The sequence below is a fragment of the Alcanivorax sp. genome, assembly GCF_014762765.1.
Classification (GTDB): Bacteria; Pseudomonadota; Gammaproteobacteria; order Pseudomonadales; family Alcanivoracaceae; genus Alcanivorax.
Genome location: NZ_JABURH010000066.1, coordinates 1 through 19116, shown reverse-complemented (window position 1 = coordinate 19116; position 19116 = coordinate 1). Strand labels below are relative to the sequence as shown.

At 53.6% G+C, this 19116-nt stretch carries 21 protein-coding genes; 3 read left to right on the top strand and 18 right to left on the bottom strand.

The window, feature by feature from the left end; translation table 11 throughout:
• The first annotated feature begins 277 nt into the window (after positions 1-277).
• The 3 genes from HUJ17_RS02555 to HUJ17_RS02545 are packed head-to-tail and all read left to right on the top strand — an operon-like array spanning position 278 to position 2857.
• On the top strand, positions 278-970 hold the full coding sequence (locus HUJ17_RS02555) for a heavy metal response regulator transcription factor (RefSeq protein WP_102792504.1): 693 nt from the start codon (positions 278-280) through the stop codon (positions 968-970).
• Positions 942-2363, top strand: coding sequence for a heavy metal sensor histidine kinase (locus HUJ17_RS02550; RefSeq protein ID WP_366470989.1), 1422 nt, complete (start codon positions 942-944; stop codon positions 2361-2363). Before HUJ17_RS02555 ends, HUJ17_RS02550 begins: the two co-directional genes overlap by 29 nt.
• Positions 2364-2365: 2 nt before the next feature.
• On the top strand, positions 2366-2857 hold the full coding sequence (locus HUJ17_RS02545) for a hypothetical protein (protein ID WP_062817563.1): 492 nt from the start codon (positions 2366-2368) through the stop codon (positions 2855-2857).
• Positions 2858-2902: 45 nt separating this feature from the next.
• Here HUJ17_RS02545 and HUJ17_RS02540 read toward each other — a convergent pair whose 3' ends face one another.
• From HUJ17_RS02540 to HUJ17_RS02460, 18 genes are all read right to left on the bottom strand, one after another.
• Positions 2903-3169, bottom strand: coding sequence for a ubiquinol-cytochrome c reductase iron-sulfur subunit N-terminal domain-containing protein (locus tag HUJ17_RS02540; RefSeq protein WP_062817562.1), 267 nt, complete (start codon positions 3167-3169; stop codon positions 2903-2905).
• Position 3170: 1 nt separating this feature from the next.
• Positions 3171-5537: a xylulose 5-phosphate 3-epimerase gene (locus HUJ17_RS02535; RefSeq protein ID WP_035230285.1), complete on the bottom strand. Its 2367-nt coding sequence runs from the start codon at positions 5535-5537 to the stop codon at positions 3171-3173.
• Positions 5538-5546: 9 nt separating this feature from the next.
• Positions 5547-6716 (bottom strand): hypothetical protein, encoded by a 1170-nt coding sequence (locus tag HUJ17_RS02530; protein WP_102792502.1) that lies wholly within the window; start codon positions 6714-6716, stop codon positions 5547-5549.
• A gap of 11 nt (positions 6717-6727) precedes the next feature.
• Complete coding sequence (locus tag HUJ17_RS02525; protein ID WP_052041364.1) at positions 6728-6991, bottom strand: DUF5676 family membrane protein; 264 nt, start codon at positions 6989-6991, stop codon at positions 6728-6730.
• Positions 6992-7038: 47 nt separating this feature from the next.
• Positions 7039-7497, bottom strand: coding sequence for a hypothetical protein (locus tag HUJ17_RS02520; protein WP_035230286.1), 459 nt, complete (start codon positions 7495-7497; stop codon positions 7039-7041).
• Between the two features lie 32 nt (positions 7498-7529).
• Positions 7530-8885, bottom strand: coding sequence for an MBL fold metallo-hydrolase (locus tag HUJ17_RS02515; protein ID WP_035230287.1), 1356 nt, complete (start codon positions 8883-8885; stop codon positions 7530-7532).
• Positions 8882-9790: a ribose-phosphate diphosphokinase gene (locus HUJ17_RS02510; protein ID WP_290509209.1), complete on the bottom strand. Its 909-nt coding sequence runs from the start codon at positions 9788-9790 to the stop codon at positions 8882-8884. Before HUJ17_RS02510 ends, HUJ17_RS02515 begins: the two co-directional genes overlap by 4 nt.
• A 14-nt stretch (positions 9791-9804) precedes the next feature.
• A complete protein-coding gene (locus HUJ17_RS02505) occupies positions 9805-11313 on the bottom strand; it encodes a thymidine phosphorylase family protein (RefSeq protein ID WP_051230004.1) in 1509 nt (502 codons plus the stop codon).
• Positions 11314-11387: 74 nt separating this feature from the next.
• Positions 11388-12740: an APC family permease gene (locus HUJ17_RS02500; protein ID WP_102792501.1), complete on the bottom strand. Its 1353-nt coding sequence runs from the start codon at positions 12738-12740 to the stop codon at positions 11388-11390.
• Between the two features lie 114 nt (positions 12741-12854).
• Complete coding sequence (locus HUJ17_RS02495) at positions 12855-13223, bottom strand: hypothetical protein (protein WP_102792500.1); 369 nt, start codon at positions 13221-13223, stop codon at positions 12855-12857.
• 11 nt (positions 13224-13234) lie between these two features.
• Complete coding sequence (locus HUJ17_RS02490; RefSeq protein ID WP_290509208.1) at positions 13235-13582, bottom strand: hypothetical protein; 348 nt, start codon at positions 13580-13582, stop codon at positions 13235-13237.
• A 47-nt stretch (positions 13583-13629) separates the two neighbouring features.
• Complete coding sequence (locus HUJ17_RS02485) at positions 13630-14055, bottom strand: hypothetical protein (RefSeq protein WP_068812742.1); 426 nt, start codon at positions 14053-14055, stop codon at positions 13630-13632.
• 10 nt (positions 14056-14065) lie between these two features.
• Positions 14066-14716: an isoprenylcysteine carboxylmethyltransferase family protein gene (locus tag HUJ17_RS02480; RefSeq protein ID WP_068812488.1), complete on the bottom strand. Its 651-nt coding sequence runs from the start codon at positions 14714-14716 to the stop codon at positions 14066-14068.
• A 24-nt stretch (positions 14717-14740) separates the two neighbouring features.
• On the bottom strand, positions 14741-15010 hold the full coding sequence (locus HUJ17_RS02475; RefSeq protein WP_102792498.1) for a DUF2933 domain-containing protein: 270 nt from the start codon (positions 15008-15010) through the stop codon (positions 14741-14743).
• A gap of 66 nt (positions 15011-15076) precedes the next feature.
• Positions 15077-17611 (bottom strand): heavy metal translocating P-type ATPase, encoded by a 2535-nt coding sequence (locus HUJ17_RS02470; RefSeq protein ID WP_102792497.1) that lies wholly within the window; start codon positions 17609-17611, stop codon positions 15077-15079.
• 140 nt (positions 17612-17751) lie between these two features.
• Entirely contained in the window at positions 17752-18069 is a 318-nt protein-coding gene (locus tag HUJ17_RS16870; RefSeq protein WP_102792496.1) for a heavy metal-associated domain-containing protein, read from the bottom strand.
• Between the two features lie 20 nt (positions 18070-18089).
• Entirely contained in the window at positions 18090-18494 is a 405-nt protein-coding gene (locus HUJ17_RS02465; RefSeq protein WP_102792495.1) for a MerR family DNA-binding protein, read from the bottom strand.
• A 397-nt stretch (positions 18495-18891) separates the two neighbouring features.
• Positions 18892-19116: hypothetical protein (locus HUJ17_RS02460; protein ID WP_290509207.1), on the bottom strand; the 225-nt coding region annotated here is incomplete at its 5' end.

Below are 19116 nucleotides of genomic sequence, written 5' to 3'. Positions count from 1 at the left end.
CGATATCGTTTTTCATAACCTTGCCCTCGATCACATCAACCGTGGCGAAGTGCTTGTTGATGATACTGTCGTTTTCGAGTCACGCCCGATCTGACAGGCCGGCAATAGCGACCGGAATGCCGACTGCATCAACATAAGTAATGCCTAGTGTAATCAAGTTAACTGGCCCCCCCTGTCAGCCAGATGACCCAAAAATTACATTAATGTAATCTGTGTGTAATCTTGCTGTGGGGAATAACCCGTTAGGTTGAAACAAAATGTGGAGGGCGAGACATAGATGCGACTACTCGTGGTCGAGGACGAAATCAAAACAGGCGACTATTTGCGCCAAGGACTGGCTGAAGCTGGATTTCAGGTTAGTCTGGTGCGCAATGGTCTCGATGGCCACCATCTGGCGATGACCGAGTCCTTCGACTTGATCGTGCTGGATGTCATGCTGCCCGACGTGGATGGCTGGCGCATTGTGCAGTCGCTGCGTGAAGCGGGACGTCAGACGCCGGTGTTGTTTCTTAGTGCTCGTGACAGCGTGGATGACCGTGTCAAGGGATTGGAGCTGGGCGCCGATGATTATCTGGTAAAACCCTTCGCCTTTGCCGAGTTGCTGGCACGGGTGCGCACCCTGTTGCGCCGAGGCTCGGCATCACCCCTGTCGGATCAGCTCAGGGTGGCCGATCTTGTCCTAGATCTGCCTGGGCACCGGGTCACGCGCGCCGGCCGAAAAATCAATCTCAGCCACAAGGAATTCTGCCTGCTGGAACTGCTGGTGCGCCGTCAGGGTGAGGTGTTGCCGCGTTCGCTGATCGCCTCGCAGGTCTGGGACATGAATTTTGATTCCGACACCAACGTGATCGACGTGGCCATCCGTCGATTGCGCGCCAAAATCGACGACGACTTCGAGCCCAGGCTGATCCACACGGTGCGTGGCATGGGTTACAAGCTCGATGTGGAAGCTGAAGATGATGGCGACTGAGCGGCGTCCGCTTTCGCTAACCGCCAGGGTCATGGTCTTTGTCGCGTTGGCCATCGGCATCAGCCTGGTATTGATCGGCAATCTGGTGCTCGGTGCCGTCGAGCGCCATTTCGCCGAGCAGGACGCGGACGAGTTGGTCGTGATCAACCAGGCGGTAGCGCAGACCCTGCAAAGGGTGGATGATCCGCTCCGGTTACCGGTGGCGTTGTCGCAGGCGGTGTCGGGACACCACGGTGTTTATTTTCAGGTGTGGAATGGCCGTGGCCAGTTGGTGTTCGCTACACCGGGGGCTGACTTCGCGCAGGCTATAGTAGCTTTTTCCCCCGTTAAGCGGATCCATGCCGATAACCTGGCTACTTGGCACTTTGACGGAAATGCCTATCGGGGTGTCGTCACACGGTTTGTAAGCGACAGCCGGGAATATCGCATTGCCACGGCGATCGGCATGGACTTCCACCTGCATTTTCTGCAAGGGTTTCGCCGCAGTCTCTGGATTATCATGTTGCTTACTGGCGGTGTGACTTTGCTAGCGGCGTGGTTTGGGGTACACCAGGGACACGCGCCTTTACGCGGTCTCTCGGACGAGATGCGCAGTATTCAGGCCGACCGATTGAATATGCGACTTGATTTTCGCAGCATGCCCCTGGAGCTACGGGACCTGGCCTCCGCCTTTAATCAGATGATTGAGCGACTGGAAGACAGCTTCACGCGGCTGTCGCATTTCTCGGCGGATATTGCCCACGAACTACGAACCCCGCTGACCAATCTCATCACCCAGACTCAAGTGGCGTTGGGCAGGGCCAGAACACTGGACGAATATCGTGAGCTCCTGTACTCCAATCTGGAAGAGCAAGAACGCCTGGCCAAGATGGTTAACGACATGCTCTGGCTGGCCAAGAGCGACCACGGCCTGCTCAAACCGGTGCAGGTAACGCTGGATCTGGCCACCGAGGTCAGGGAGCTGTTCGACTTCTTCGGGGCGCTGGCGGAGGAAAAACATATCACCCTGTCTTTGGAGGGTCAGGCACCGGGGGTAATGGGTGATCGCGCCATGCTACGCAGGGCCATCTCCAACCTGCTGTCGAACGCCATTCGGCACACCCCAGCGGGCAAATGGATAAAGGTTCGATTGAGTAAAGCGGAGAATGACTCAGTATCGCTGAGTGTGATCAACCCCGACTCCGAAATTCCTGCACAGCACCTGCCAAGCGTGTTTGATCGCTTTTACCGCGCCGATCCTTCCAGATCGCGCCAGAGTGAGGGTGCCGGACTCGGATTGGCCATCGTTCGTTCCATTGTTGAGGCCCATGGTGGTCGTGTCGAGGCAAGCTCCGACCGGCACGCCACCAGCTTCACCCTGTTTCTGCCCGTCCCGGAAGAGCGAAGCGCCTGAGCATGAGCGTGTCCAGCAAAACACGCCAGGCCCAATCGTGGCGAGGTGAGGTGGCCATGGTGCCGGGGCTCATCGCCTTTCGGGGTGAAGCTGGCGATAACAAGCCCCACAAACATTGGGCGCATCAGATTGTTGTGGGTCTGGGCAACCCGGTTGAGGTGCGCGTTGGCCATGCGAGTTATACCGGGGCGAGTCTATTGATCCCTGCGGGTACAATCCATCAGTTACAAACTGCCAGGGTGTTGTGCCTCTATGCCGATCCGACCCACAATGCCTGTAAAACCCTGCTCCCCCAGACGATGGCACAAAACATTTCCATTATTGAGATTGACGGCACGCGGCAACTCATCCAGTTAAGCAGCGCAGACGATCTGCAAGCTGCGCTTGAGGATTTTCGGAATGCCTGCGTGTTGGGGACACACCCCAAATGGGTACAAATACCCACCGCCACAAAGATATCGTCCCGGATACTGCGAACGGCATTCCTGGCGTAATCCGGTTGTTGATTAACGTCGGAATCGGGATCTCTTAATTCGCCGCTATGCTCTTCCAGAGCCAGGTTTTTTTAAATTTTCGGCAGTGCGCCGAACGACCCACACAGGTTTTCCCTGCCACGCCACGGTAATCATGGCACCTGGGTCAATTTTGCTGATATCCACCTGTACCGGAGCTCCGACAGATTTGGCCTTGGCACTGGGATTCCAGGATTGAACAAAGGGCGTGGCGACTCCGACCACACCCGCACCTGCAACAAAGGAGGTGGCTCCTATCAGAAACCGGCGCCGAGGTTCATTCACTTCAGTCATTTCATGCCTCTCCTCTGCCTATTTTCTGCATAACCACTGTGGCAATGGACTGCGCATCAGACTGATTCGCCCGTAATAAACCTGGCGTATCCAAGGTACCGCCTTGATTGCGGTAACCAAAAGCGATACATCGATCAACGCCAAGATCCAAAGGGCGGCAGACACCGAGCAATATTTCCGGTCGCAGGTGCGATACAAAAATGCGCAAACGAATGTCATCGGGAAACAGGTTTATGCGGGTAGCCACATCGCAGACATAAGTCTTCTCATAGGGATCTCGCGGCTGCCGGAAGCGACCCGGTTCTAACAGGTACGTTATGTGGCATTGAATACCTTGTTTAGATAAAGTGCGTTTTACTTCCTGACAAACGCCTAATTGATAGGCACCTACCGCGACAAGTTGTACCGGTGCACCGTCAGTCTTATCCAAAGTCAATGCGCCCTGTTCTGCCAACTGGGCTGCCTGCTTGGGTGTGAATGCTGTAACAACGTCATTTTTGGGAATCGTCATCCCCCAGATTTGACCCTGGGTCTGGTAACAGGCATCGAGGCAGGCGACCGCACTATTGGCATCGGCGGGATACACAACTCTCGTCATATCGCTCATTTCCCCCAGCAACACCTCGCCAAAGGCGGAATCCTGATGGGATTGTTCATTCTTGCCGTTCTCCCATAAGTGCGAGGTGGCAATCACCGGCACCGACAGCCAGCCCGGCGGGCGCCCCAGCGCTTTTTGATGGCGCGCAAAAATGATTTCCTGGCGCAGCGCACCGATCATTTTCATGGCGAAGGCTTCATAGCTCACCACCAGGTTCAGACCGCCTTTGTTTCCCAGCGCCGCATTTACGACCGCCTCTTCATTGAGTGCGGTAATCACCGAGCCGTGAATGGATTCGGCCACACCCTGTTCCGGCTTCAGCACCCGGTGCTTAAGCAGATCAAGCGTCTTGCCCATGCGATTACTGCGCAGCTCATCCGGGTTGCCGATCCGCACCCGCCTATCGGGATTAGCGAGGTGCCATTCACAAAAGCGTGTGTCCACCGCTGCCATCGGGGATGTCGGGTCACCCTCGGTATGCCATTGTGGCTCTGTGGGAGATTGAAGCCTGACGTTGCGCATACACAGGGCATGGTGTTTTTCCGGCACTCGATTATCCGCCTCATGCTGCGCAATTTGTGAGATAGCCAGTTCCAACTCACTTCGTGGAAGAAATAATTTGGCCGCGTGTTCGTTAAATAGGTTGCGGGAGCGTTCATCGCTACCGGGGTTACCCGGTAGCGGTGTGCCATGAGCAGCATTGGTACCGGCGCCGTAGAATCCGTAGCCTTTTTCCGTTTCAGCAATCAGATATGGCAGTTTCACCGGATAGTGCATATGGCCTTCACGGATGTGCGCACTGCAGGCTTCGAGCCGCGCTTCGGATTCAAAAATTCCCCAGATAAACGCCGCCGGATCACGCCCGTCGATGGCGATGGGGTGAAAATCATTCTGTTCCAGGTGCTCGTAGAACCAGGACAAACCGCCTTGCTGGTACATGGTGGAGCGCTGGTCAATTCGCCTGCCATTGGCAATCATCACCGGTGTCACCAGCCCGCAATCCTCGGCGCGCCACCAGCGGCTGGCCCAGTCGCTACCGCGCTGTTCTTCAAAAGCACCGTCACTTAGAAATGCCACTAGCCGTTCCCCGGGCAGCGGCATATGCACATATTGCAGTTCGGCAAAACCCAGATAGCCGCCTTCAATCAATCCGCCAGCGGTCTGCGGGTTTACGTGACTACCCAATGGAACACCAGGACGACCATCATCCGCCATGGCATAGCTGTAAAAATCCCGCGCCAACTGCGTCAAACCCTGCTCACTCAACGGATAGCGTTCGGCCTGTTCCGGATAAAGATTTTGCAACAGCACATTGACCGCATCGATGGCGGCCACACAGTGCCCCTGTCCCATCAACCAGCTGCGGGTGATACCGGCCAGGCGATTGGCAACCATATAGCCCGCATAGGCAGGCACCATATTCAGGGAACCGCCGGTATGCCCCTGTGGGTTGGATTTAAAGTCGTCTGCATCGAGTGCGCTGCCGTTGAAATTCACTTTGTTGGTGTAGGTCATATGCACCACCAACCACATGGCCGCAGTCGCCAGGCGGTCAGCGGCAGATAGTATCTCCAACACTTCATCGATCTGTCTAAACCGTCCTGTACACAGCAGTTGCTGGCAAAGATCGAACACTCTCACCTGTGTTTCATCCCGGTGTTGGATCACGCCATAACCTTCCGACCAGCGCGCAAAGGCAGGATATGTATCGCGATATAACTTTGCCCGCTGTTGTGTCCGATGATCGTTTTGTTGATCTATGGCATACATAGAAATTCCTCAATCAGCCAACGACTGAAATTCATTCTCAAAAGACAAGTGGTGTTGTACGGATCGCAACATGGCCGCTGCCTCATCGGAGACCACTACCCAACACTGCACCGGCGATGCCGGTGACGATAAAAGTAGTGGTAAAGGGGAGCGAGCCAGGGGATCTTTTAACGCGATGCCTAAGTGGGAAAGACCGGACAACAAACGACGGCAAATATCGATGTTGTTTTCCGCAATACCGCCGCTAAGAACGACACCGTCCAGCCCGCCCAGAATGGCGAAATACGCGCCCAGTGTTTTCTGGAATCGATAACGGAAAAAATCAAACGCCAGTTGGTGTTCCTGCTGTTCACTCGCAAACAAATCCGCCATGTTATCGATTCCGCCGGACAGACCCCGCCAGCCGGATTCGCAATTGAGAACCCTGTCGGTATCCTCGGGCGTCCAACCCTCCTGCCACTGCAACCAGGTCAGCAAACCGGGATCGATATCTCCGCTGCGCGTGCGCATCAACAACCCCTCATTGGGCGTAAAGCCCATGGTGGTATCGACTGGTTTGCCGTCGCGGATGGCGGCCATGGAACAGCCGCTTCCCAGTTGCGCAGTCACCAGGGTGTAGTGTTCGGCCTTGGGCTTCACTGCCTCCCAGTGTTTGACCATGGACTCATGAGCAAAACCGTGAAACCCGTAACGGCGTAATCGATATTTCTCAGTGAGTGCGACGGATAGTCCATAAATCTGTGACAGCACCGGCAGGTCGCTGAAAAACTCACTATCGAAAACCGCAAAAACGGGAATGGAAAATCGGGTATTCCGAAGCTGCTCAATCAGTTCAATGGCCGCCTTATTGTGCAGTGGCGCCAGTGGTATCAGGGTTTGCAGTTGCCGAAAGTTATCGTCGTTGATGGGGAGAGGTTTAAGATATTCAGAGCCCCCGTGTACGACTCTGATAATCACCGCGCGAACATCATGATTTGTCAGCACATCGGTCAGCCAAGGGGGCGCGCCAGGATAAGTCTGCGCAGCTGATTGGCCGACACCTGCTTGCCCAATAGCAACAGGCACCGTTGCACCCGCATATTCAAGCGCCGAGACGTTATGCGTGCTCCACTTGATGGATGAACTACCCGGATTCAACACCAGCAGAACCGGTTTGTCATAGCGCGGCAAACTGCTCATCAGCTGGATAATCAGTCGGATGACTGCAAGCGGTTATAAATGGCCGCCAGCAACCACCCGGCGATACCCGCTACCACGAACCAGGCCACCAGCCCGATAACGACACCAGTGAGAGTCAAGTGCCAACCCATCTCATTCAGTTGCATATGCACCATTTCTCCGGACATGGACAACATCATGGAAGGCATTAACATCACCAGCAGACTGCAAGCCAGCCACAGTATCGCCGCGGTAATCGCGCTGGCCATCCCGAATTTGAACGCATTAAGTGTCATGATTATTCCTCCGTTTATGGTGGTGTATCTGTGAGAAATTAGTGTCTCTACAAATCCCCGAACCGGTTGGCAGACTGCGCCATACGCATCATTTCGTGCTCTTCCAGCGACCGGAGTGATTCCATCAACTCTTTGGCAGAGGGGATATCCGCCCTGGAGGCGAGATAGCGATACAGTTCAATCACCTGCTGGTGTTGATCGACTATCACCTCCATGATTTGCGTGGCATCCAGCTCGGCAAAGGGCGCGTCGCAATGCGCATGCCGAACGATGGGGTGCTTTGCCACATATTCGTAACACCAGGTATTCAGTGCATGCTCGTCGCCTGAGGTTTCAAACCCGCTGACTACCTTGGTCAGTGCCTTCTCATGATCGGACAGATACGCAAGGATCATCCGGGCCCGTTCATCCATATTCTTGTCCGCACAGTGGGATAAACACTGGCTGAGGTGTTGGTGAAATTCCCGGGTCCAGTGCAGCACATCTTTTAAGGTTTCAATTTGCATAACTTTTTCTCCGCTGTGGATTATCTCTTCGATTACAGGCGCAAAATATCGCGATAACCCGCCACATTCACCGCAAACGTGGTGTGCTCCTGCAAGTGCACCCGAAGGCCTTCAAGGGCTTCCGGGTCACCGTGAATCAGTTGAATTCGAGTAGTATCGGTCAGCGCTGACTGCTGTAACCACTGGGTCAGTTCGAGGTAGTCTGCGTGCCCCGACAAACCGGAGATGACTTTGACAGTGGCTCTCAACGGTACCCAGCCTCCGTGGATTTTCACCGCATCAACACCCTCCAGCATTTTGGCGCCGCGAGTGCCGCCCGCCTGATAACCGGTAAACAGTACCGTGGTTTTAGAACTGCCTAACAGGCGTTTGAAGTGGTGGAGAATACGACCCCCGGTAGCCATGCCGCTGCCAGCGATAACAATATGGGGGAAAGCCTGTCCGGCAATCGCCTTCGATTCGTCCACCGTGCGGGTATAGGTCACGCCATCGCATAGGCGGTAGCATTGCTCGTGACTCAACCGGTGCTGATCACTGAACTGGCAGAAAATATCCGATACTTTGATCGCCATGGGGCTGTCGAGATAGATGGGCATTTTGGGGATATCGCCCTGATCCATCAGGGTCGCCAACAGATGTTGCAAGGCCTGCGCCCGCCCTACCGCAAAGGCCGGGACTAGCAGCACGCCGCCGCTTTTGGCGACACGGTTAACAATTTCCGCCAACTGCTGAAACGGATCTTGGGTGTCGTGCCGGCGGTTGCCGTAGGTGGACTCCATCAACAGCAGATCCAGCTCCGGCAATGGTCGAGGGGGGGTCATCAGCACATCATCGAAGCGACCGACATCACCAGAAAAGCCGATTCGTTTCCCTTCCGCTTCAACGATAATGCTGGCGGCGCCGAGAATATGACCGGCAGGCTGTAAATAAAAACGGATATCCCCGACCTCGATCTGTTCATCAAACTCCACAGACTGAAATAGCCTCATGCTGGCTTCCGCCGTTTGACGGTCGTAAAGCGGCTCAGGGTGCGCGTGCTTGCCCAATTTATGTTTGCTGTAATACTTAGCGTCTTCCTCCTGGATATGGCCGCTGTCGGCTAATAAAATCTGACACAGGGCCTTAGTGGCGTGATGGGTAAACACCGGGCCGCGAAAGCCGCGCTTGTATAGCACCGGGATATAACCGGAGTGATCCAGATGTGCGTGAGTGAGCAGCACCGCATCCAGTTTGTCGATGTCCAGGGGCAAGGTTTGCCAGTTGCGTTCCCGCAGCCACTTGTAGCCCTGGAACAAACCGCAATCGACTAATACGGTTGTCGTTTCAGTTTCCAGCAGAAATTTTGAGCCGGTAACGGTCTCGGTGCCGCCGACAAAGGTAATTTTCATAATGATTTTCCTGGCAATTTAAGCATGCTTATAACGGGCGCAATCAGTTGCGACGTAATATCAATAGCGTTGGAAGGATGGGGGATGGTATTGGATGTGACCAGTTGGCTCAGGCCTGAGGCCAGTAAGGTTTTATCGGAGTGATCGGCAAATATGCCGTGCACCGCCACGCACTGAATGTTGTCGATACCTTTGGACCGAAGTGTTTTAACGCATTCCAGGATTGTTTGCCCGCTGGAAATAACGTCGTCGATAATCACTGCCGTTCTATCCCTGAATTCGTTGATGTCGGGCAGCATCACTTCGACTTGGCGATCCCCGAAGCGCTGCTTTTCTCCAATCACAAAAGGATGTTGACTAAAGGCAGCAATCTCATCAACCCATTGCTCGCTTTCGCTGTCGGGCCCTACCAACAGTAGGTTGCTTTGCGTTTTGAGCCAGTGCGCCAATGCCGGAGCCCCTTGCACAACACGACTGGGTATGGAATAGATTTCATCCAGAGAATGATAGCGATGCAAATGTGGATCGACCGTAACCAGCCAATCAGCATGTTGAGAAAGGCACTTGGCAAAAATACGTGAAGTAACCGCTTCCCCATCGACAAAACGGCGATCCTGACGCATATAACTGAGGTAAGGCGCCACTAACCCCACTTGCGACGCTCCCAGCTCCCGCAGTGTTTCCAATAAAAACAACAACGGCAGATATTTGATGTTTGGGTGTGACAGATCAGCCACCACAATACAGGCGCGATTTTCTACATCAGATTGAATACGCAGATAGGACTCCCCATCAGGAAACTGCCGAGCGTTAAACTCGCCAGGTTGACCACCAATCGCGTTACTGAGTGACTCAGCCAACGGATGATTGTTCAGGGAAAACACCACTGGAGATTTATCTTTCACAGCCATCGCCTCGCTCATCGTTCCTTCTCGACCGTAAAAATTGTCGATTGGCGATAAAACGCCATCGCATACTGTTGCTCTCCGATCGTATCGGAACAGAGCGTAAATAAAGGTTGTCCGACGGTGACCTTGTCGCCGACTCGAGCATGTAGACGCAACCCCGCAGCCGCTGTCGCCGGAGCGCCTGCCAGCTTCGCCAGACGCGCGAGTTGACGATTGTCGATAGCGGTAAGTGTGCCCGCTGCTGTGGCCGCTTCGGTATGTTGGTAGCTGGCGTCAGGCAGGGCTTTCATCCCACCCTGCGCGGCCAAAATGCGCTGGAACTGCTGCCAGGCTTTACCTTCATCCAAAATCGCGATCGCTCTTTCCAGCCCTTGTTCATAACGCTCTTGATAAGCAAGTGAAAACAGATGTGCAGCCAGAAACAAGGCACGCTCCCGAAGATCCTGTGGTGCACTGTGCTCGCGCTGCAATACTGCCAGCACATCCCGCGCTTCTTCTACCGGGCCGATACCACGCCCAACCGGCTGACTACCATCCGTAATAAGGCAGCGAATTTGAATACCACAGGCGGCTCCCACCTGGGTAAAGAGTGAGGAAAGGCGATCGGCGTCGTTCTGGGAACGCACTTTAGCGGTGGGGCCGACGGGAATATCTATCACCGCATGAGTGGAACCGGCAGCGATTTTTTTTGATAAAACCGAGGCGATCAACTGCCCTTCACCATCCAAATCCAGGGCCCGTTCAATGCGAATCAACAAATCGTCGGCCGGACTCAGGTTGACAGCGCCACCCCAAACAAGACAGGCATGGGTCTCAGCCACTACACGTTGAATCTCATTGAGCTCCAGATTGACGGTAGTCAGTGCCTCCATAGTATCCGCAGTACCGGCGGGAGAGGTGATCGCCCGCGAGGAGGTTTTAGGGATGGTGAGTCCCGCAGCGCTGACAATGGACACCACGAGCGGTGTGGTGCGGTTGCCCGGCAGCCCACCGATGCAGTGTTTATCAAGAACCATGGCTTCGTCTGGCCAGTTCAGCCGCTTACCACAGGCCACCATGGCCTGGGTGAGACTGATGATTTCATCTACGTCTAAACGGCTACCCGCGCACACACTGAGGAAGCTGGCGATTTCGATATCCGAATAGCGGTGGTCGCCGATGTCCTCGACAATAGCGGTAATCTCTTGATCACTGAGTTTGTGTCCAAAGATTTTTTTGCGCACGGCGGCAAGTGATGTCACTACCGGTGCGTGGTCGACACTAACCGCGGCGCCATCATCGACGTCCAAGCGCTGCATGGCACTTTTAGACAACCCTGCACTCCCGGAACTCAGTACCTGTTCGTCCACCACATTCAGCGTGGCGATAACGCTGTTTTCCCCGTACCGCAGCATGACACGGCTGTTGGCAGTGAAACCTTCAGAGCGGCAGATGTGACAATCACTGCGCATATACACCACCGGTTCCTGGTGGGTGTCGATGCCCATGTCGATCACCTTAAGTGTGTTAATTTGATCCATTAGCATTTCTTGAACAACAAAATTTAGCCATTGCCTTTCTTTCAGTGGCCAGCAGGCTTTCTCCACCACCATTTTTAATGGTGATGTTCATTATCCTGACTCAGGTGCACAACCTGCTTTCGTTTTTTAGATCCCAGAAATAGTTGCTCGCCGATAGCGATTAGCATCATTGTGACAACGGCCACACCCAACACAAATGGGTCTGAATTCAACTTCACCCAAACAAACCCGCTTAGTGCAAGCAAATCTAATATAATCGCAGTGACGGGAACCCAGCTTTTAGCTTTAACATCGTCCAACAAGTAGCGCAGAACACCCCAATGAATGGCGATATCCATCACTAGATAGAAAACGATGCCAAGTGCTGCTATACGGGAAAGATCAAAAAACGCTGTGAGCACAAGACCGAGTACCACGGTGTATACCAATGTATGTTTCTGAATGCTGCCAGGCATACCGAAGTGTCGGTGAGGCACCAACTTCATCTCTGTTAGCATCGCGAGCATCCTGGAGACCGCAAAAACACTGGCAAGAATCCCACCCGCCGTCGCAAGCATGGCAATCGCAACAGTGAACCACACGCCATACTCACCGAGTGCGGGTCGAGCGGCTGCAGCCAGGGAATAATCACGGGTCTCGATAATCTCACTGAGTGAGAGGTTACTGGCCACCGAAAAACCAACCAATGTATAGATGACGACACAAGCAGCAATCGAAATAACAATCGCGCGACCAACATTGCGGTGTGGATCGATCACCTCGGAACCACTATTGGTAATCGTGGTAAAGCCTTTGAATGCCAGAATCCCCAGCGCTGTGGCACCGAGGAAATTACTAGCTGAACCGGTCTCGCTTACATGGTCAAAGTCCACTGCCAGGCTATCAGCTAACCAGATGCCTACGAGGCCAAAAATCAGGATCCCGCCAATTTTCAGTAGACCGATAAACCCTGCAACCCCTTGAATCAGCCGATTACCCAGCAGGTTCACAATGAACGCCGCCAGAATTAGGGAGACGCCGAGTATAGGCGTCATTTGTCCTGATGGGTCACCGCCAAACAATTGCATGGTGTAGGAACCGAACGTGCGCGCAAGAAAGCTCTGAGCGATGACCATCGAAAAATACATTAGTAGCGCATTAAATGCAGTGGGCAACCGGTCGCCATAGGCCTTATGCAAATACATGCCAATCCCCCCTGCTGATGGGTAGGCATTGGACATTTTGATGTAGGAGTAAGCGCTGAAACCAACGATGATAGCGGCCGCGAGAAATGCCAGTGGGAATAATGCACCAGTCATCTCTGCCATTTGACCGGTTAGCGCGAATATTCCCGCCCCGATCATCACCCCAGTACCGAGCATTACCGTACCTGATAGAGTGAGGCTACCTTCGTCGTACTGTGTCGAACGAGCGTCTTTTTCATCCATTCAGGACTCCTTTAAATAAAAGTTAAGCCCCCTGTCTGGGCTTTCGGTGCAAGGTATGCAGGATGCTTAAAAATGCAATTCTCTGTTTATCGACATAAACCATGGAGGTATACACTAGCGCTTGCGGCCAGCGACCAAGGGAATTTGATGACAGCTCCAAGGTTCGTGGTTGGCGTTGTCTTTAACATTCCCATCGATACATTTGTAATAGCCTTCCTTAAAGTGCGTCCACCAATCATGACTTACTTCGACGCCATGCTTTTTCAACACATCTTCGATACCATCCAGACGAATCCTGGTGGCGTCATAAGCAAGATTCAGAACATGACTTTTTTCGTCAAAGGAAATGGCGTCGAGTCCGTAAAGCTGATCGACCTCAGCAACCATCGCTTGCAGGTTGTTCTGATCGACAGGTGCCAGTTTCAAATGGCGCACCACAAGATTGATTTCTGATACGCCTAGCCGATGTTCTTTTTTGCCCATTTCGATTTCCTCTACTGAGGCGGCATCTTGTTGCAACAATGCGCTTCATGCTTGGCGTTATCCTTGATATTTTTATCTGTCTGCCGTTGCCAACCCAGCTTGGTGCGACTCCACCAATTGTCTTTAATTACCGCGCCATGTTTTTCGACAATGGCGATCATTTCATCGATATTGTGGTGAGAGGCGTCATAGGCGATTTTGAGAGTACCTTTCGTCATGTTCAGCCAAACACGGTCAACACAAGGAAGTCCATCCAACTCCACTGTGATAGCATGCGCGTTGCTTTCATTCACCCCACGTAAACTTAAGGTGTGCTTCGCTAGAAAACCTGGATTGATTCCTAATCGATGCTCTGCCACCACTTTCTCCAAATTATCGATTACTAACGATCAATAGTCCGCTTTGCTTATTTCTTAATGTGTTTAGGACGACTCTTGCGAGCTTCGACCATGTTGTCCATCATCTGCCCCATCATCATCTGCATCATCCCCATACGCTCTTCCATCATTTTCATGCGCTCTTCGGTAGAGCTGGATGCCATGTCGCCTTCACCCTGATTTAGCGTCATCATGCATTGCTGCATCTCTTTCATATGTGCTTCGATGAGTTCATCCCGTTTGCCTTGGTCTGCTTCCTTTTTCAGCTGACCCATCAGGCGCTCCATGGATTTTTTGTGTTCTTGCATCATTGGCATCATTCGCTCATGGCTCATCATCATGCTGCCTTGCTTACCCTGTGTGTTCGGGTCACCGTCATGTTGATGCTCACCTTCGGCGAAGACTGGAGATGCCAATAATGCGGAAATAGCGAGTGCTGACATTAAATTTTTCATTGTTTTATCCTCAGACAGTTTCAGGTTCATTGATTTTAAATTTCGGAATCCACGCTGGCGTAGATTCCATATAATGGCGATATATTTCGCCAAATTCTTCCAGCGCCATCCGCTCCTCTCGCTTAGCGAGTCGCACGTAGACCACTACCAGTATCGGGAACATCACGAGCGTTGGAATGGTTGGCCACTGCAACAGGAAGCCGAACATAATCAGAATAAAAGCAATGTATTGCGGATGACGACAGCGGGCATACCAGCCTGTGGTCGCCAGCGACCGGGTCTGCTGCGCCTTGTGCAGTACACCCCACGCCGAGGCCAGCAAAAAGAAGCCCAAAACGATCAGAACATTACTGGCGATATGCAGCGGATCCCAATGTGGATTACCTTCAAAACCAAGCAACGTGTGCAACAGGTGGCCGTTTTCGTGGGACAGAAAATCAATGCCAGGATATTTTTCCGCCAACCAGCCGGAGAGAAAATAAATGGTTAATGGAAAGCCATACATCTCAGTAAATAGGGCAATAACAAACGCCGAGAAAGCGCCAAAGCTTCGCCAATCGGTTTTGGTTTGCGGCTTGGTAAAGCTGAAGGCAAAGAAGATAAATATCGCCGAATTGAGTATCACCAGCGTCCAGAGGCCGTAAGCAGATTCACCGTGCATAGCTTTTCACCTGTTAATATTCTGTTAGTGATGATACTCATTTTCTTTGCGACCATCTTCCAGCCCACGCTGATAGGCAGCCTTGTCGGATTCATCCTCGTGCTGGCCATGTCCACCATGCCCCCCGTGCATAAACAGATGCATAAACGGACAGGCTAAGAGAATCAAGAAAGGCAAAAACTGCCAGACGTGTTGCCGGTGCTCGATCAAGAGGAAATAGCTTGCTGCTGCAATTAAACCCAGGGCGGCGAGGCCTTTTGGGGTCAACCAGAATGATGATTTTTGGGTTGCCATGTCACACCTCACTAATAAAATTGAAATGTTCCGCCTATTGGGCGACACTGTTTATCGGTTGTCAGATTACTTATCCACATTCAGTTTTACCCGCTTGAGACGCAAAGAGTTGCCGATCACTGACAGAGAGCTGGTGGTCATAGCGATCACCCCGATCATGGGATGGAGCAAACCCACCGCGGCAATGGGGATGGCCGCCACGTTGTAGAACCAGGCCCAGAACAGGTTTTCGACAATCTTGCGGAAAGTGGCGCGGGACAGGCGAATGGCTTCCACCACCTTGGACAGCTCGCCTTTCACAAGGGTGACATCCGCCGCCTCGATGGCGACGTCCGCGCCGGCGCCGATGGCAATGCCCACATTGGCCTGCTTCAGTGCCGGGGCGTCGTTGATGCCGTCGCCCACCATGGCCACCTGCTGACCGTACTTTTCCTGCAACTTTCGGATGGCGTCCACCTTGCCTTCCGGCAGTACGCCCGCCAGTACCTCGTCTATCCCTACCTGATTCGCCACGTGGCGGGCAGTGCGTTCGTTGTCGCCGGTGATCATTACGGTGTGAATGCCTAACGCATGAAGCGCGGCAATGGCGGCTTTCGAATCTTCCTTGATGGTGTCGGCCACAGCGACAATGCCGGCGGCACGATCGCCGGCGGCCACCAGCATGGCGGTCTTGCCCTCATTTTCCAGCCGAACCATCGCCTCTTCGAGGTCGCCCAGCTCGATGTCCGCTTCATTGAGGAGCCGGCGGCTGCCGACGCGAATGAGTTGGTCGTCGACGCGGCCTTCCACCCCGCGGGCGGTAATGGCGCGGAAGTCGGCGACGGTGGGAACATCCAGGCCCTTGTCCCGGGCGCCGGTCACGATGGCCTGTCCCAAGGGGTGCTCGGAGCCGGCTTCCACCGACGCCGCGAATCGGAGCACATCAGACTCGTTGAAGCCAGCGGTGGCAATCACGTCGGTGAGCGCGGGTTCGCCTTTGGTGATGGTACCGGTCTTGTCGAGGACCACGGCCTTGATGTCCTTGAGGGACTGAATGGCTTCGCCGGAGCGGATCAGCACCCCGGATTCTGCGCCCAGTCCCGAACCCACCATGATGGCGGTAGGGGTAGCGAGCCCCAGGGCACAGGGACAGGCGATAACCAGTACAGCCACGGCAGACAGAATGCCCGCCATCAATGGCGACAGTTCCGGGTTTACCCATGGTAGAAATCCGGCACCCCAGTAAAGAATGGGGCGTAGCGTATCCGGAAACAGCAGCCATGCAGCCAAGCTCGCCAAGCTAATCAGGATGACTGCCGGGACAAACTTCGCGGTCACCTTGTCCGCGAATTCCTGGATGGGTACCTTGGATCCCTGGGCCTGCTCCACCAGCCGAATCACCTGGGAAAGGAAGGTGTCGGCACCAACCCTGGTGGCACGTACCTGCAGCATTCCCTCTTTATTGATCGTGGCACCAATAACTGTGTCTCCTGGTCCTTTTTCGACTGGGACAGATTCGCCTGTAGCGATGGACTCATCAAGATGACTATTGCCCTCGACGATTTCGCCGTCGGTGGGCACCTTGGCGCCGGGCCGGACCACCATGATGTCTCCCACCCGGAGCTCAGCCACCGGTACGTCAATTTCCTGCCCGTCCCGCAACACCGAGGCGGATTTGGCGCCCAGCTTGAGCAGCTTTTTAATCGCCTGTGAGGCCCGCCCCTTGGCCCGGGTTTCCAGATAGCGGCCGAGCATATGGAAGGTCATGATGGTGGCTGCCATCTCGATAAAGGAAGTCATCGGGTAGACGAAACCCACAAGGCCGATTAAATACGGGGGCAGGCTGCCCATGGAAATCAGCACGTCCATGTTCGCGGTACGGTTGGTGAGGGAACGCCAGGACGAGCGGTGAGTAGCCCAACCACCTTGAAGGAACACAACGGGAAAGGCGAGCAGCGCAACCAGAATCAGATAGCCTGGCACCGGGATCCAGAACATGTGGATCATCATCAGGACCATGATCAGGGTCGTGGGTATGGCAGCGAACCACAGGCGTTTCCATGCCTGGTCGAGGTAGCGTTCCTCGACGGCTTCATCCGCTTCCGTGTCCGCTTGCGCCCGGTTTTCGCTGACGCCTGCCACTTCGTATCCCGCCTTCTCAATGGCGACTTTGATTCTTTCCGCATCCACCGTTGCCACATCAAAACGAACCGTCACCTTGTGATTGGCAATGTTGGTGGAAATGTCAGTGATGCCGGCGAGACGCTTGATGGAGCTGGAGACCAGTCCGGCACAATGATCGCTGCCCATGCCGGGGACAGTGAGACTGGCCTCACCTCCGGTCTCCGGTGTTGCAGATGTCGTGCTGGCCACGTCGTAGCCAGCTTTTTCAATGGCGCCTCGGATCTGGTTGTCGCTGGTCAGGTTGGCGTCGAATTCAACCTCGACACGGTGATTGGCGATATTAGTGGTGAGGTTGATGATACCCGGCAGCCGCTCAACCGAAGTGGTGATCAGACCAGCGCAGTGGTTACTCCCCATGCCAGGCACTATCAGTTGAACGGACTTGCTCTTCGGGCTGTTGACTGATTTCGACGAAGGAGAAGTTGTCGGGTGATCCATGTATTTCTCCAATTTTCAGACCATTTTTTACGGAAGGGGTAATCTCTTTTCAATTTATTAAGCAGCTAACAAACCAGATTTCACGCCTGTAACATGCTTAGGCTTACCAACTGCTAATTACTCCAACCATCAGCCATAAACTAATTGATTTGGGTCGAAGGAAAACCCGCTCGATCCAACGCCTCTATCAGAGCGTTAGACTCGACCATGCCAACGACCGAAGCGACACCCGTCGCCAGATCCATACACGCATCGCTTACGCCGGAAACAGAGCGTAGCGTTTGCTCAATGCTTCTTACACAACCACCGCACGTTGCGCCCTGCACCTGTAGCCGCTGCAGCGGGATATCGCTATCTGAGTCAACACTGCTCCGAGTGTTAGCTGCAGTGGATGACTTGCTGGCGCAACAGCAGCCGCCCCGGTGATGAGTAGGGCTCTCGAATTTCTGTGTATTCATGGCAAATTCTCTATGTTGATTTACTGGGCAAACTCTTCAATCAGGTGACAGATCATATGGCCAGTCGGCACCTTATCTGGCTTTTGGCTCCACTCAACCACGGCCTGCTGCATGCGTTCCCGCAGTTGCAGAGTCTCCGCGAACCGTTGTTCAGTTTCATTCAGGCGTTGGTCAATCAAGCTGCGCACCGTCGGGCAAGGCGATTTCTTCTTATCCGCGTGGTTCAAAATTTCCTGAATATCCTCAACGGAAAAGCCCAGTTGCCGTGCACTCAGCACGAATCGCAAGCGGTTGTAATCCTTTTCGCTGTATTCCCGATATCCATTGGCTTTGTTCTTACCCGGTTTCAGAATCTTGATCCGGGTATAAAACCGCACGGTATCGGCCGTAACCCCTAAACGCCTGGCCATTTCGATAACTTTCACACAGCCCTCCTCGCAGCTCAGTCTGACTATCGCAGGATTCAGATTAACCCCGAAGATCTGTTCCTTGCCTTAATATGAGTCAATCATCAGTTCTAAACCCGAGAGAAAATCCAAAGAATTTGTCCGGCTTTTTGTCACCTTACACCTGTGTCCAAGACACAGGTCAAGCAATTTTTAACAGTCTTCCACTTTTGATTTTCAATATTTCAATCACCCTGAATCTGGCTGTATTTGTCTCGGTCGGTACCGATCAATTGTCTGTCCGCCAGCTTACGTATGAAAAAAAGCAAAGTGCCGATCATAGGAAAACATCCGGCCTATCCTAGGGCTGGGTACCTGACGGTAAGGTGACTCGTTCATTACATTGCTGTAATGGCCTTGTAAGTTCTTCGTCCAGCTATTCATCTACCTTGCCCTGCTTCCAAAGCAAATAAACCGCCGGCAATACCAACAATGTCAATACCAAAGCACTGAGCATGCCCCCCATGTTGATTGCCATCCAAAACTGACCCAGGGTTTCCATCCAATTCTGACCCGGGTTATGGGTACCGAGTATAACTAGGCGTCTGTTGGTCACCACGTCCTGGCGGCGGGTGGCCAGCAGGTCGAGCAGGGTTCGCTC

Excerpts from the sequence above, each read along its gene's own strand:
- HUJ17_RS02555 (WP_102792504.1), top strand. The coding sequence starts at position 278 with ATGCGACTACTCGTGGTCGAGGACGAAATCAAAACAGGCGACTATTTG.
- HUJ17_RS02550 (WP_366470989.1), top strand. The coding sequence starts at position 942 with ATGTGGAAGCTGAAGATGATGGCGACTGAGCGGCGTCCGCTTTCGCTA.
- HUJ17_RS02545 (WP_062817563.1), top strand. The coding sequence starts at position 2,366 with ATGAGCGTGTCCAGCAAAACACGCCAGGCCCAATCGTGGCGAGGTGAG.
- HUJ17_RS02540 (WP_062817562.1), bottom strand. The coding sequence starts at position 3,169 with ATGACTGAAGTGAATGAACCTCGGCGCCGGTTTCTGATAGGAGCCACC.
- HUJ17_RS02535 (WP_035230285.1), bottom strand. The coding sequence starts at position 5,537 with ATGTATGCCATAGATCAACAAAACGATCATCGGACACAACAGCGGGCA.
- HUJ17_RS02530 (WP_102792502.1), bottom strand. The coding sequence starts at position 6,716 with ATGAGCAGTTTGCCGCGCTATGACAAACCGGTTCTGCTGGTGTTGAAT.
- HUJ17_RS02525 (WP_052041364.1), bottom strand. The coding sequence starts at position 6,991 with ATGACACTTAATGCGTTCAAATTCGGGATGGCCAGCGCGATTACCGCG.
- HUJ17_RS02520 (WP_035230286.1), bottom strand. The coding sequence starts at position 7,497 with ATGCAAATTGAAACCTTAAAAGATGTGCTGCACTGGACCCGGGAATTT.
- HUJ17_RS02515 (WP_035230287.1), bottom strand. The coding sequence starts at position 8,885 with ATGAAAATTACCTTTGTCGGCGGCACCGAGACCGTTACCGGCTCAAAA.
- HUJ17_RS02505 (WP_051230004.1), bottom strand. The coding sequence starts at position 11,313 with ATGGATCAAATTAACACACTTAAGGTGATCGACATGGGCATCGACACC.
- HUJ17_RS02500 (WP_102792501.1), bottom strand. The coding sequence starts at position 12,740 with ATGGATGAAAAAGACGCTCGTTCGACACAGTACGACGAAGGTAGCCTC.
- HUJ17_RS02495 (WP_102792500.1), bottom strand. The coding sequence starts at position 13,223 with ATGGGCAAAAAAGAACATCGGCTAGGCGTATCAGAAATCAATCTTGTG.
- HUJ17_RS02485 (WP_068812742.1), bottom strand. The coding sequence starts at position 14,055 with ATGAAAAATTTAATGTCAGCACTCGCTATTTCCGCATTATTGGCATCT.
- HUJ17_RS02480 (WP_068812488.1), bottom strand. The coding sequence starts at position 14,716 with ATGCACGGTGAATCTGCTTACGGCCTCTGGACGCTGGTGATACTCAAT.
- HUJ17_RS02475 (WP_102792498.1), bottom strand. The coding sequence starts at position 15,010 with ATGGCAACCCAAAAATCATCATTCTGGTTGACCCCAAAAGGCCTCGCC.
- HUJ17_RS02470 (WP_102792497.1), bottom strand. The coding sequence starts at position 17,611 with ATGGATCACCCGACAACTTCTCCTTCGTCGAAATCAGTCAACAGCCCG.
- HUJ17_RS16870 (WP_102792496.1), bottom strand. The coding sequence starts at position 18,069 with ATGAATACACAGAAATTCGAGAGCCCTACTCATCACCGGGGCGGCTGC.